Origin of the sequence: Soonwooa sp. (genome assembly GCF_030151385.1) — a bacterium.
Lineage (GTDB): Bacteria > Bacteroidota > Bacteroidia > Flavobacteriales > Weeksellaceae > Soonwooa.
The window spans coordinates 93,579-107,393 of record NZ_JASLDS010000073.1; the positions used below are offsets into that span (position 1 = coordinate 93,579).

A 13,815-nucleotide genomic window follows, 5' to 3' on the forward strand; every position below is an offset into this window, starting at 1 on the left:
CCACCACCAAAACAAATCTGCGAAAAATGACATATTGCAGGTTTTGAATGTTTAGAAAATGGGTTTGCAAAATTGTATTGATGTCAATATTTCTATTAATAGTACGCTCCAATAGAGTATAAAAAAACATTAAAATCATCATTAACTGCATCAATTAGAAATTCAATTAAAATCTGTAACCATTGAAATTACACTTTTCTGTATCTGTACCCTACTTATTTTAAACCTTAGATTTGTTTAAAATTAAATAAAATGACAACTGAAAATACCATCCAAATTCTAACTTTTCAACCTCAATTTGCAGAAGCTTTTAAAGACCTAAATGTCGAATGGATTTCTACTTTTTTTGAAATGGAAACTTCCGATTACACTGTGTTAGAGCAACCTCAAGAATATATTATTGATAAAGGAGGTGAAATTTTCATAGCTTTTGATTCTGAATTAAATAAAGTTATCGGCGTTTGTGCTGTTATGAAATCCGACCAAAAAGGACTTGATTACGAAATGGCGAAAATGGCTGTTAGTCCGCTCGCACAAGGAAAAGGCGCAGGTTTTCTACTCGGGAAAGCAGCAATTGATTGGGCTAAAAATAAATCTGCTGACAACATTTTTCTGGTAAGCAATACCAAACTGGATTCTGCAATGAGGCTCTACGACAGACTTGGCTTCAAAAAAGTAGACTGGATAGCTTCACCTTATGAACGCACCAATATTGCTATGATTATTGAATTTTAAATTTTAATTTAAAATTAATCTGTAACCATAGTTTTTATTATTTTTGTATCTGTATCCATTATTTAGCATCGCCTAATTTTGACTTAATAAAAGATGAAATTATGGAAAATGCAACGATAAAAAACCAACAGATAAGTTATTCGCAAGTCTATATCGACAATATCGCTTACTTGGTAAAGAGCTATTTGGAGCTGAATAATTTGAATAAAGTGGACCGAAATTTCGGACTTCCTATTGTTCAGTTTAGTAAAGATAAAAAAGTGCTTGGTTTTGCAAGTTTGGTGCTGAATGAGGAACAAAAAATAAAGTATAAAATTTTTGATTTAGCGAAAATTTCGACCGACGAACAATCGGAAATATCAAGCATTCTCAATAATTATATTGAAGAAAAGCAAACCGGAAATTTTAAAAACCCTGAACAATTGGGAGCAAGCATCGAAAGTTTTATTTTTTGGATGAATTCTTAAAATAAATTTATGGCAAACGACAGCATTCTGTATTTGAATATTGCAAAAGCGATTCAGGACCAAATTGAAAAAGGCGTTTTGAAAGTCGGCGACAAATTGCCGTCCGTAAGAAGCGCCCAAAAACTCTATAATGTAAGCCTGAATACTGCAAAATCTGCCTATTTGGAATTGGAAAGTCGTTCGCTTATTAGAGCAAAACCAAGGTCTGGATTCTTTGTTGGTCCTTTAACACAGCCAAAATTGTCTTTGCCAACGGTTTCAAAGGTGGATGCAGAAGTCAATATTGAGGAAGCCGAAGATTTAGCCGAAAAAATCATGAAAACTATTAGCAATCCGAATGTTACACAATTTGGGTTGAGTATTCCTGGCGCGAATCTTTTGCCTGTTGCAAAATTGAACAAAACTTTAGCGAATGTTGTTCGAAAACGCAGTGATGCAGGGACTTCGTACGAACCTGTGCAAGGAAACGAACGTCTGCGCAAAGGTATTGCAAAATGGGCGATGGTTTTGGAGGGAAAAATCACGGACGATGACCTTGTGATCACTTCTGGTGCGATGAATGCCATCTATTTGAGTTTGCTAGCAGTAACCAAACCTGGCGATGCTGTTGCTATTGAAACGCCTGCTTATTTTGGTTTCTTACAAGCTTTAAATTTATTGGGTTTACGTGCCATTGAAATTCCGACAGACCCAATTTTGGGCGTCGATTTAGATGCTTTGAAAAAGGTTTTGCCAAAAATTTCAGCTTGTTTGTTTGTAACGAATTTTCACAATCCACTGGGCTATTTGATGCCAGATGAACATAAAAAAGAATTGGTAAAAATGCTCGCTCACTATCATATTCCACTAATAGAAGACGATATTCACGGGAATTTGTATTTTGGTTCGGGACGTCCAAAACCTTGCAAATTTTATGATGAGGAGGGCTTGGTACTTTGGAGTGCGTCGGTTTCAAAAACTTTGGCGCCTGGTTATCGCGTTGGTTGGCTGGCTCCTGGAAAGTTTAAAAATCAAATTATCAGTCAGAAGATTTCACAAACCGTTTGTTCTCCGTCATTAATGTCGGAAGTCATCGCCGACTTTTTAGAATTCGGACGTTACGACCATCATTTGCGAAGTTTTAGAAGTAAATTGTATTCCAATTTTTTACAATTCCGACGAGCTGTGGAAATGTATTTCCCTGATAACATCAAAATTTCTCAACCTAAAGGCGGTTTTATGCTTTGGTTGGAGCTTGATAAAAAGATTTGTACAGAAAATTTGTACGAAGTTGCGTTTCGACAGAATATTACGTTTGCGCCTGGGCGAATGTTTTCTCAACATCAGCAATATCAAAACTGCATGCGCCTCAATTATGCCATGGAATGGACGGATAAGGTTGAACAAGATTTGAAAAAACTGGGTGATTTAATAAAAAATTATCGGTGAAAAACAAAAGCATCATTTCTGGAATGATGCTTTTTATCTTATATTCAATGCTTCAACTATTTCTTTTTCTTAGTTCCTTCAATGTTTGGAAGAAATCCCGTAATAATACCAATCAACGGCAAGTAGGCACAGATTTGAAATACATATTCGATACTTGTTTTATCAGCAAGCCAACCCAAAACGGCAGAGCCAATTCCGCCCATTCCAAATGCCAAACCAAAGAAAAGACCAGCAACCAAGCCAACTTTACCAGGAATAAGTTCGGTTGCATAAACCAAAATCGCGGAGAATGCCGAAGAAATAATAAGTCCGATAATTACGGCTAAAATAATCGTCATCGTCAAACCAACGTGTGGTAACAACAGCGTAAACGGCGCTGCTCCTAAAATAGAAACCCAAATAATTACTTTTCGTCCGTAACGATCGCCGAGTGGACCACCTAAAATGGTTCCTGCCGCAACTGAAGCCAAAAATGCAAAGAGATACAACTGCGATTGTTGAACGCTTACGTTAAATTTATCAATTAAATAAAATGTAAAATAACTGGTCATAGAAGCCATGTAGAAGTATTTTGAAAATACCAAAACAAGCAAAATTATGATGGAAATAACCACTCTATTTTTAGAAACTGGACTTTGAGCAACAACTTGATTAGATGATTTTGAATTGCTTTTCTTTGTTAAATTTTCACCGTACCACTTCCCTACAAAAGTAAGAACAATTATTCCCAAAATCGCTAAAACCCCGAACCAGCCAATAAATTTCTGTCCAAACGGAAGAATAATTAGTGCTGCCAATAAAGGTCCGATAGCACCTCCGAAGTTTCCACCAACTTGGAAGATAGATTGTGCCAAACCTTTCTTTCCGCCTGATGCCAAATGCGCTACACGTGAAGCTTCAGGATGAAAAATTGACGATCCCATTCCGATTAAACTTACGGAAGCCAAAATGTAATAAAAGTTGGATGCAAAGGCAATACAAAGCAAACCACAGAACGAGAACATCATTCCGAATGCCAAGGATTTTGGATTAGGATGTTTATCGGTGTATAGACCTACAAAAGGTTGCAAAATAGAAGCCGTCAATTGGAAAACCAACGTGATAATCCCAATTTGTGTAAAACTTAAAGCATAATTCTCTTTTAAAATTGGATAAACCGCAGGAATCACCGATTGCATCAAGTCATTCAGCATGTGTGAAAAGCTGATTGCAAACAAAATCGGAAATACCGTTTGGTTTGCGCTTAAAGTTGAGTTTTTTGTATTATTCATAATTATTTTTCGACATCACATCATCTGATGTCTTGTTTTAAATTTTTTTAGCATTTAAATTCTTCCTAAAATTACTTGAGCTGCTTTCTGAGCTTTGTCTATGTTTTGCTCTTCGATACCTTCTAAAAGTAATTCATGTGCTTCTTGCGAGTCCAAAAAAGGTTTTGTATCCTTATGAACAACGTTAAAAAACTCCACAAGATGCTGTGACAACGTTTTATAAAGCGACGCCAAAATTCGATTTCCACAAGCATTGGCAATGTTGATATGGAAATTAATATCCGCTTCTATACAATCCAACAAATTATCTTCTGAAGCATATTTTTTACGATCGTCAAGGTTTTTATGCAATAGCGCAACATCTTCGCCACTTCTATTTGCTACCGATTTCTCAATAATTTGAAGTTCTAAAATACGTCTAACCTCAAAAATTTCCGCAAAATCGGCATTTTTAATTTCTTCTTGCAAAGCATCTGTACCATGACGACTGACAACAAAAGTCCCCAGACCGTGCTTTACCACAACAAATCCAGCATTACTAAGAAGCTTAATCGCTTCACGCACCGTTGATCGACCAACCCCAAACTCCTTCATCAACTCAGGCTCTGGAGGTAATTTAGCATCAACCGCAAAAGCACCACTTCTAATGCGGTGTTTCAATAAATCGGCAACTTCTGTTGCAAGACTTTTTCTTTGTATTGGTTGATTCATAACTTCGACATCCTATCATCTGACGTCTGCAAAGCTAAGATAAAATTTTGAATTGGGAAATTTTATTCAAGAATAGAATTTAATTAAAATTAAATTTAAACTTTAAGAAGCAAAGAAAGAATTTGGTTACCGAATAAAGAAAAGCCTGAACATTAAAATTTGTTCAGGCTTTATTTTATTCTTGTGAAACTTCAATTTTATACATATTAGAATTGGTTTCTGGATCTTGAGTTGTTATTAAATCAAGCAGTTGATTTCCTTTTCTGAAATGCATAATTGTTTCGCCATCAAATTGTTCTTGGACAATTGGCTGATATTTTAAGTCTGAAACTAAGCTTAAATATTTATCATAAAAGACTTTATTACCAAAACTATAAATCACTTTCGATGCAGATTTCTTGGTTTTTGAAATCGCTTTTGCAATGGCAAAATGCTCATAATCATTGCTATAAATCAGTATTCGGCTAGCATCGGATTCAACAGTATCAAAACCAGAAAATTGATACTTTTTCATTTCATTTTGAAAATCAGTTTCGGTCATTGCATTCAGTTTAGACAAATCATCTATTGAGAAAAGTTGTGCAAAACCAAAACTTGCAAAAAAGAAAACGCAAAAAATAGATAAGCCGAATTTCATAATTTATGCTTTTACAATTACTTTAGATTTGATATCAATCAATTTTGTTAATAATTCTTCACGAGAATCTGCAAGGACATTAATATGTCCCATTTTTCGACCTGGTTTTGTTTCGGTTTTTCCATAAAGATGAACATAAGTTTTTGGCATCTTCATCACTTCGTCAAGTCCTTCGTAGACTACCTTTCCTGAAAATCCGTCAACACCAACTAAGTTTAACATACCACTAAAAGTAAAAGCTTCTGTGTCTGCCAATGGCGAATTGGTAACCACGCGATACATTTGTTCAAACTGAGAATTTGCATTCCCTTCTTGACTTTGATGTCCCGAATTATGCAATCTCGGTGCAGTTTCATTAACCCAAACCTTTCCATTTTTATCTAAAAATAATTCGATCGCAAAAAGTCCAGCAGAGTCAACAACTTCTAAAAATTTATCTGTAATAACTTTAATTTGCAGAGATACGTCCTCGCTAATATTGGTCGGGCAAATATTAAAATCCAAAAGGTTTAGCTTAGGATCTGCCACCATTTCGGTCACAGGAAAAGTTTTGGTTTCACCTCGCTCATTTTTAGCAACAATGACAGAAAGCTCTTTATCGATATCAACCAATTTTTCCAAAACAGAATCTTCAACCCAAAGTTTCTTCAAGTCCTCCGAATCTCTGATAACCTGTACACCTTTACCGTCATAACCGCCGGTATTAAGTTTCTGCACAAAGGGAAACTCCATTTTTATTTCGTCGGAACTGCCATCCATAATTTCAAAATCAGGACTAGGAATATTATGTTCTTTATAAAACTTCTTTTGAAGAATTTTCTGTTGAATCGTTTTGACAATTTTAGAATTTGGAACTACCTTTATACCTTGATTTTCTAATTCTGCCAAAGCATCAGCATTAACATGTTCTATCTCAATCGTTACAACATCTTTATCTTTTCCAAAATCTAAAACCGTTTCGTAATCGTTGAAATTTCCTTTTGTGAAATAAGAAATATTATGACAAGGCGCATCAGATGCAGGATCTAGCGTATAAAAAGCATCATCATACTTTAATGCATTTTGAATAAACATTCGACCAAGTTGTCCACCGCCTAAAATTCCGATTTTCATTTTTCTTTTACTTTTAAATTAGATTTAGATTGAATTTTAAGCTTTTTTCACGAACTCAGATTTCAGAGCCATTGCGCCAAAACCATCAATTTTGCAATCGATGTTATGATCGCTATCTGGTCTTAGACGGATATTTTTAACTTTGGTACCAGCTTTAACAGGCTTTGGTGCACCTTTAACAGGAAGATCTTTAACGACAACCACAGAATCACCATCTTGAAGAATATTTCCATTTGAGTCCAAAATTTGAGAACCTAAGTCAATTTCTGCGGGATCCCATTCATGAAAACATTGTGAACAAGTCATTAAGTTTCCATTTTCATAAGTATATTCTGATTGACATTTTGGACAGATGTGTGTTTCGCTCATTTTTAAATAAATTAGAATTTAGTAATCTGATTTTTTTTTGATTTTCACTGATTCACAAAAATAGCAATAAAAGAACGAAAAAGCTATTCTTTCCGTTTTAAAAGAAAAAAGTGACACAAGGCGAACCTTATATCACTTTATTATTTTTCATCATTTGTATTTCGGTTCAAAATTAAATTAATCTAGAGATTCTAAAATTGTATTAAAACGACATTTTATACAATATTTAACGATATTTGTAAAACGAAAATGAAGTAGAAATGCCTATCCGATTGTTTCAACCTCCGACAAGTCTTCAAAATCACATCCAATACATTTGGTCGGATGATTTATCTGTTTATCCGATTCCTTCCGAAATCCGAATTAGCAAATTCGCAGAAACCAATCCCCGAATGTATTTCTATAATCCAAAAGAGGATTCGGAGCTTCGAACAGAAACTGGAAAAGCTTTACCTATCTGTCATCTGAAAGGTATTGACACTCAAAAATCTACTGCGGTAATCGCCCCAAAGTCCGACATCATTGGCGTTTGTTTTTATCCACATGCTTTACAAGATATCTTTGACATTGCTCCAAAAGAATTGATTGATATGCAAATCGATATTAATCATCTTAAGGCAAAAGAACTTACAGATTGTATCCTTCGTTGTAAAACGACTGACGAACGTGTGGAATGCATTTTTCATTTTGCTTATACAAAAATACAATCCAAGAAAAAGCTTTTTCATCCTGCGCTTAAGCATCTAGTTGGTCAAAAAGTTTTGCGACATAATACCAATCTCGATGAAGTATCAAAAGAAATTAACTTATCGAGACGCCAATTAGAACGTATTTTTAAATCTCAAATTGGAGTCAGTCCTAATAAATTTCAATCCATCCAAAGATTCGAAAAAGCCTTATCTTTAATAAAAAACGAAGAAAGTTTGACGAGTCTTTCTAACTTTTTGGAATATGCCGATCAATCGCACTTTATCAAAGATTTTCGAAAATACGCTGACATGACACCTTCTCAGTATTTGAAGCTAAAAATACAAGATTCCCACGACAACACTTTGCGAGAAGATTAATTTCTAAACGATCTTCAATCCAAGCATAAAAATTACAAGATTTTCTAAAAAAACATAAGTAATTCTTTTGCAAAAGCGACACAATACGATTATATTTGCGATATGACGGAAATCATCATATTATTCTTAGGCGCAGTTGCCGCTGGACTTTTGGGTTCATTGACAGGATTAGGCGGCGGCGTCATCATTATTCCACTTCTTACATTAGGCTTCGGCGTACCAATGCATTATGCTATTGGCGCATCCTTAATTTCGGTAATCGGGACTTCTTCTGGTTCAGCTGTAGCCTTTGTAAAAGAGGGTTTTACCAATATGCGGATTGGGATGTTTTTAGAAATTGCCACAACTGCAGGCGCCATTTTGGGTGCGTTGGTTTCAGGAATGCTAAACCCAAATACCATTGGGATTATCTTTGCAAGTATTTTACTTTTGACCGTAATATTAAACCTAAAAGGAAAACCTGATCATCAAGAACCGCTGATCAAAGGAAGTCTCGAAGATAAACTAAAGCTTTACGGTACTTTTCCAGATAAAGGTGTTATTAAAAGCTATTCCGCAAGAAATACCATTCCAGGATTTTTGATGATGGCTTTTGCTGGGATGATGTCAGGATTATTAGGTATTGGATCTGGTGCTCTGAAAGTATTGGCAATGGACAATATGATGAAGTTGCCCTTCAAGGTATCAACAACAACTAGTAATTTTATGATTGGTGTAACGGCAGTTGCTGGTGCGCTGATTTATTTCCAACGTGGCGAAATTATTCCTGTAATTGTTGCACCAGTATTGATTGGCGTGGTTGTAGGAAGTTTAATCGGAGCTAAAACTTTAATGGTTTCGAAAACTAAAAAACTGAAAACTTTCTTCGCCATCGTTATCACAATTTTGTCAGTATATATGATGTATAACGGAATTACAAACAATTTTAAATAACATCTAATGAGAAAAGAATTTACAGACCTCGACCTCAATCGCTCTGTCGGAAATCTTCTTCGTTTGGGCGTTATCTTATCCGTTGCAACTTCTCTTATTGGTTTTATTAAACTTTTTTTGGAGGGTTTTAAAATGCCAAAAACTTATGATCAACTAAGTATTCCAAGTGAAAATGTTTGGGAGCATTTTTGGATTTCTCTTAAAAACCTTGAAGGAATGGGCATCATTCAGCTTGGGATTTTGCTTTTGATTATCACACCACTTATGCGAATTATTTTTGCGCTAATCGGCTACCTTAAGGAGAAAGATTATATCTACGTGGTAATTTCTTTGATTGTGTTAGGAATTATGTTTGTGAGTTTCTTTAGTGGCTATGCACATTAATTAAGCTTCGTAAAACTCCAAAGGCAATCCATCTGGATCTTGAGTAAAAAAGAATTTTTTATCGGTAAATTCATCAATTCTGATTTCTTCACAGATTAATTCTTTTGAAATAAACTCCTGTCTTTTCAATTCTACATCATCGACCGAAAAAGCTAGATGTCGCAATCCACAAGCTTCAGGTTGTGAAGGTCTTTTAGGAGGGTTTGGAAAAGAGAAAAGCTCTATGACATAATGGTCATCAATCGCCAAATCTAATTTGTAAGATTGTCGTTCTTCACGATAAACTTCACGAATAATATTTAAGTCTAAAACTTCCGTATAAAACTTTTTCGAAACTTCATATTCGGAGCAAATGATTGCAATATGGTGGATTTTCATTTTTTTTGATTTAAAATTAGAATTATATTATTCAAAATTGATCTTTCACTTCGTTTAAAATCAGAAACTTTGTTTTGGTTAAATCACAAAAGGATAAAAGTTCGCAAAAATGAATGATTTGATTTTTCTTATTTCTTTAATCAACATTAAATAAAAAAGTTGAGTAAATTTTTTCCACTCAACTTCATAAATTTTTAATGATTTAAAACTTAAAACCTCATCACATCTTTCACAACACCTCCTTTTTGTGTAAATGGTAACAATTCTTGATTTATAAAGTTTTCAATTTTATCTTGTTCAAGATGATTCGGGAATAAAAGATGAACGTTTGCACCAGCATCTAACGTAAAGAACAATGGTAAACTTGTAATTCTTCGGAACTCCCAAATCTTATTAATCACTTCCAAAGTTCCAGTTTTCATCAAAATAAAAGCTGGATCACTCATCATCATCATTGCATGTAAGGTTAGTGCTTCATGCTCAGTTAATTTGATAAAACCATCCAAATCTCCACTCTCCAAAATATCTTTTAGCTTTTCAAAGTTTTCATGAGCTTCTTGAAAACGACGTTCCGCATAAGGATTGGTATTCATCAATCCATGTCCAACCGTCGAAGAAACACTTTTTTCTCCTTCATGAATCAACAACACCCAATCATTAAATCGCTTAAAAATTGGATGAATCTCATCATTTGGATATGGAACAGCAAACAAGTCAGAGCTTTCTGAAACCTCTTTTGTTTTTCCCCAAACAATCAATCCATTGTAAAGACTTCGACATGCACTTCCACTTCCTAATCGCGCTAAGAAACTGGCTTTTTGGTTGTCGGTTGTCGGTTGTTGCTTATTTGAAGAAAATTTTTCGTCCAAAGCCATCAAACATTTAGCAATCGCTCCAAAACCCGATGCCGAACTTGCAATTCCAGAACTATGTGGAAAAGTATTTTCAGTTTTAATGATGAACTTTCCTTTCAAAATCCAAGGCAAATATTTTCCGATATTCTTAAAATATTTTTCAATTTTATCAGCGAACTTTTTTTCTTCTTTTCCAGCCAAAAAAGTCTGAACCGAAAATTCTTCGTTTGCTAAAAATTCCATCGTTGTATTGGTTTTACAGTTGTTAAGTGTATAACTGATACTCGGATTCGCTGGAATCTGATTTTCGTATTTTCCCCAATATTTAATAATCGCAATATTCGACGGACAAGATTCTGTTACAGTCTGATTGCTAATATTAAAGTCTTTATTTCTTATAAATTGATTCTCCATGTTTTCTTTATTGCTAGGACTGCGTCCGACTTTTTCCTAGGATTACATCCTAGGCTATTAAAATTCATCCCTTCGGGATGATTGCATATTATTTTTAATTCCTAGGACTGCGTGCTAGGTTATGTACATTTATCCCTTCGGGGTTTTCTAGGAATGCGTTCTCTTTTTCCTAGGATTACATCCTAGGCTATGTACATTCATCCCTTCGGGATGACTGCATATTTTTTTTAGTGACCTTGGTACATTTTTTCAATAAGGTCAGCATATTTTTCTAAAACAACTTTGCGGCGAACTTTTAAGGTTGGTGTCATTTCGCCTAAGTCCATTTGGAAATCTCTTGGCAACAACGTGATTTTTTTTATCTTTTCGTAAGATGCCAAATCTTTTTGAAGTTCATTGATTTTTTGATTGTAAAAATCAACAACTTTTGGATTGTTAATCAAATCTTCATGAGATTGGTAACTGATGTTTTCTTGTTTTGCTTTTTCTTCCAAAGCTTCAAAATTCGGAACAATTAAAGCCGTTACATAAGAACGTCCTTCAGCGATAAGAACCGCTTGTTGTACGAAAGCATCATTGGTCAAAAGGTTTTCCGTTGCTTGAGGCGAAACATATTTACCATTCGAGGTTTTCATCAAATCCTTGATTCGATCGGTAATAGTCAAATTTCCTTCGTTGTCAATTGAGCCACAATCTCCAGTTCTAAACCATCCATCTTCGGTGAAAACTTTTGCTGTTTCTTCGGGACGGTTATAATAGCCTTTCATAATGCCATTTCCTTTGGCAAGAATTTCTTCTTCCGTACCAATTTTTAATTCGACGCCTGGAAGAGCCTTACCAGTTGTCCCAAATTTATATTTGGTCAAAGGATAAAGTGCCAAAGTCGCCGTTGTTTCAGTTAGTCCATAACCAACAGTTAAATGGATGCCCATTGCATCAAAAAACTGTGCAATTTCGGGAGAAATTGATGCTCCACCACATGGCATAAACCACAATCTACCTCCTAGCTGTCCTTTAATTTTTTTGAAAACTAAAGTATTGGCGATTTTATATTTTAAGCCTAATCCCAATGGAACTGACTTTTCTTGTCGTTTTAATTCGTGATATTGAGAACCAACCCCCATCGCCCAGTTAAAAATTTTCTGTTTTGTTGGTGATGAACTTTGGATGGTTTCCTGAATTTTAATATAAATTTTCTGATAAAATCTCGGAACCGAACACATCATCGTTGGCTGTACAATCGGCAACTCTTCAGCAATCGCCTTGGTATCTGTCAAAAATGAAACTTTTGCACCACCAGTCATTGCTAACAATGTCCAACTTCTTTCGAAAACATGGGTTAACGGTAAAAAAGCAAATGAATGTTCATCTTCAAAGTTTTTAAATTTGAAAAATTCGAAGTGAGCGTCAAAAGCTTTCACAAAATTTCCGTGCATCAACATCACGCCTTTCGGGGTTCCCGTTGTACCAGATGTATAAATAATGGTCGCCAAATCATCATCTTGCATGTCCAAAATCTCCAAGTCTTCGCTCGCAGGTTTTATGAATTTTTGAAGATGAATACTTTGATCATGAATAATTCTTTCATAAGTTTTGGTAACGACAATCTTTTCAAGGCTTGGACATTCTTCCAACAAAGCAATAGCGTTGTCGTAATGTTGCTTGTTACCCGTCAAAATCAATTTTGCTCCAGAATCCTGAATTACATACTTGGCTTGATCTTTTGTATTGGTTGAATATATCGGAACCGTTACCGCGCCAATTGCCAAAGTCGCCAAATCCATTGTAATCCACTCTGCAGAATTGTCCGAATAGATGGCAACGCGGTCACCTTTTTGGATGCCAGCTTCCTTTAGCGCATTAGCCGTTTTGAAAACAACGGTCTTTAATTTTCTCCACGTAATATGCGACCAGCCAGCTCCACTTTTGAAACCGATAGCCTGTTTTAGAGGATAATTTTGTGCATTGCTTACAAGGAAATTTGCGATATTCATTATTGATCTTGTGTATAGTTTTTCAAGTGAAAATCAAAACTTTCCGAAACAGGAATAAAATCGAAATTCAATTGTTTTTTTATTTTTTTATTACTGAGTTTAGAATCAGTTGTAATGGCTTCGATATTGACTTTATTCGCCATTCGGAGACTTGGGACTAACCAGCCAAATAAAGCATTAAGCGTTCGCCCGATATTTAACACCGATTTCGAAACAAGCTTTACAGGCGCTTTGTCAACAGCTTTTCTAACCTTATTAGCGATGACTTCGTTTTTAACATTATCTTCAACCAAAACAAATCTTTGATCAAATACATTGGAATCCATTAAAGTCACAGCAACTTTTGCCACATCGCGAACATCTATATAACCTGATGATCCATCTGTCGAAAATCCCGATTTTGCAAGTTGCCCGAACATCTCGCCGCTGCTACTCGACCAATTACCAGAACCGACAATAATTGCAGGATTGATGATAACAACATTGAGACCTTCCGCAGCAGCGCGCCAAATTTCCATTTCGGAAAAATGCTTAGACTTTGCGTAAGCCGAATGATCTAATTTAGAATTAAAATCACAGGTTTCGTCTTGTAATTTCTCTTCATTAAAACCATCTAAAACAGCAACAGAACTTACAAAACAAAATTTTTCGACACCAGAATCTTGTACTGCATAAAGTAGATTTTTTGTTCCTTCGATATTGGTTTTGTACATCTCATCGCGGTCTTTCGGGTGAAAACTCACTTTTGCGGCACAATGATAAATTTCAGATACATTTTCAACTACTTTTTCTAAAGAAAAAATATCGTTAAAATCCGCATCTACCCATTCGATTTGGTTATAATAAAAATCTGGCTGGTCTGTATAGAATTTATACGAATGTAAGACATCCTTCAGGTTGCTATTTGGTCGTTTGGTAGCACGAACTTTACATCCTTGTTTCAGAAGTTCTAAAACAATAACGCGCCCCAAAATCCCCGTTGCACCAGTTACTAAAATGTATTTTTCCTGCGGATATGCCTCCAAGCTGTAGTTTTTAAAAAATCAAATCCCGACAAAGA

The 13,815-nt window shown here is 35.2% G+C and carries 15 protein-coding genes; 6 read left to right on the forward strand and 9 right to left on the reverse strand.

Annotation, left to right across the window (positions count from 1 at the left end):
- Positions 1–252: 252 nt before the first annotated feature.
- From Q1V95_RS15105 to Q1V95_RS15115, 3 genes are all read left to right on the forward strand, one after another.
- Entirely contained in the window at positions 253–735 is a 483-nt protein-coding gene (locus tag Q1V95_RS15105; protein WP_300675545.1) for a GNAT family N-acetyltransferase, read from the forward strand.
- A 101-nt stretch (positions 736–836) separates the two neighbouring features.
- Positions 837–1,202, forward strand: a complete 366-nt coding sequence (locus tag Q1V95_RS15110; RefSeq protein WP_300675546.1) for a hypothetical protein — start codon at positions 837–839, stop codon at positions 1,200–1,202.
- Between the two features lie 9 nt (positions 1,203–1,211).
- Positions 1,212–2,630, forward strand: coding sequence for a PLP-dependent aminotransferase family protein (locus Q1V95_RS15115; RefSeq protein ID WP_300675547.1), 1,419 nt, complete (start codon positions 1,212–1,214; stop codon positions 2,628–2,630).
- 56 nt (positions 2,631–2,686) lie between these two features.
- Here Q1V95_RS15115 and Q1V95_RS15120 read toward each other — a convergent pair whose 3' ends face one another.
- The 5 genes from Q1V95_RS15120 to Q1V95_RS15140 form a co-directional block, all read right to left on the reverse strand.
- Positions 2,687–3,901 carry an MFS transporter gene (locus Q1V95_RS15120; RefSeq protein WP_300675548.1) on the reverse strand — a complete coding sequence of 405 codons (1,215 nt, stop codon included), beginning with the start codon at positions 3,899–3,901 and terminating at the stop codon, positions 2,687–2,689.
- A 54-nt stretch (positions 3,902–3,955) separates the two neighbouring features.
- Entirely contained in the window at positions 3,956–4,612 is a 657-nt protein-coding gene (locus Q1V95_RS15125; RefSeq protein WP_300675549.1) for an FCD domain-containing protein, read from the reverse strand.
- Between the two features lie 175 nt (positions 4,613–4,787).
- A complete protein-coding gene (locus Q1V95_RS15130) occupies positions 4,788–5,249 on the reverse strand; it encodes a hypothetical protein (protein ID WP_300675550.1) in 462 nt (153 codons plus the stop codon).
- A 3-nt stretch (positions 5,250–5,252) separates the two neighbouring features.
- Positions 5,253–6,362, reverse strand: a complete 1,110-nt coding sequence (locus tag Q1V95_RS15135; protein ID WP_300675551.1) for a 5-(carboxyamino)imidazole ribonucleotide synthase — start codon at positions 6,360–6,362, stop codon at positions 5,253–5,255.
- 36 nt (positions 6,363–6,398) lie between these two features.
- Positions 6,399–6,731 carry a zinc ribbon domain-containing protein YjdM gene (locus tag Q1V95_RS15140; RefSeq protein WP_300675552.1) on the reverse strand — a complete coding sequence of 111 codons (333 nt, stop codon included), beginning with the start codon at positions 6,729–6,731 and terminating at the stop codon, positions 6,399–6,401.
- A gap of 260 nt (positions 6,732–6,991) precedes the next feature.
- On the opposite strand from Q1V95_RS15140, the gene Q1V95_RS15145 reads away from it, so the two are divergent.
- The 3 genes from Q1V95_RS15145 (at position 6,992) to Q1V95_RS15155 (ending at position 9,115) form a co-directional block, all read left to right on the forward strand.
- The gene (locus tag Q1V95_RS15145; protein WP_300675553.1) at positions 6,992–7,798 is read left to right on the forward strand and encodes a response regulator transcription factor; all 807 of its coding nucleotides are present in this window, start codon (positions 6,992–6,994) and stop codon (positions 7,796–7,798) included.
- Positions 7,799–7,900: 102 nt separating this feature from the next.
- Complete coding sequence (locus tag Q1V95_RS15150) at positions 7,901–8,731, forward strand: sulfite exporter TauE/SafE family protein (RefSeq protein ID WP_300675554.1); 831 nt, start codon at positions 7,901–7,903, stop codon at positions 8,729–8,731.
- 6 nt (positions 8,732–8,737) lie between these two features.
- Positions 8,738–9,115: a DUF1634 domain-containing protein gene (locus tag Q1V95_RS15155; RefSeq protein WP_300675555.1), complete on the forward strand. Its 378-nt coding sequence runs from the start codon at positions 8,738–8,740 to the stop codon at positions 9,113–9,115.
- On the opposite strand, the gene Q1V95_RS15160 is transcribed toward Q1V95_RS15155, so the two are convergent.
- From Q1V95_RS15160 to Q1V95_RS15175, 4 genes are all read right to left on the reverse strand, one after another.
- Positions 9,116–9,493: a VOC family protein gene (locus tag Q1V95_RS15160; protein ID WP_300675556.1), complete on the reverse strand. Its 378-nt coding sequence runs from the start codon at positions 9,491–9,493 to the stop codon at positions 9,116–9,118. It abuts the gene before it with no gap.
- Between the two features lie 209 nt (positions 9,494–9,702).
- Entirely contained in the window at positions 9,703–10,761 is a 1,059-nt protein-coding gene (locus Q1V95_RS15165; RefSeq protein WP_300675557.1) for a diphosphomevalonate decarboxylase, read from the reverse strand.
- A gap of 227 nt (positions 10,762–10,988) precedes the next feature.
- Positions 10,989–12,755 (reverse strand): long-chain fatty acid--CoA ligase, encoded by a 1,767-nt coding sequence (locus Q1V95_RS15170; RefSeq protein ID WP_300675558.1) that lies wholly within the window; start codon positions 12,753–12,755, stop codon positions 10,989–10,991.
- A complete protein-coding gene (locus Q1V95_RS15175) occupies positions 12,755–13,780 on the reverse strand; it encodes an NAD-dependent epimerase/dehydratase family protein (RefSeq protein ID WP_300675559.1) in 1,026 nt (341 codons plus the stop codon). Before Q1V95_RS15175 ends, Q1V95_RS15170 begins: the two co-directional genes overlap by 1 nt.
- Positions 13,781–13,815: the final 35 nt, after the last annotated feature.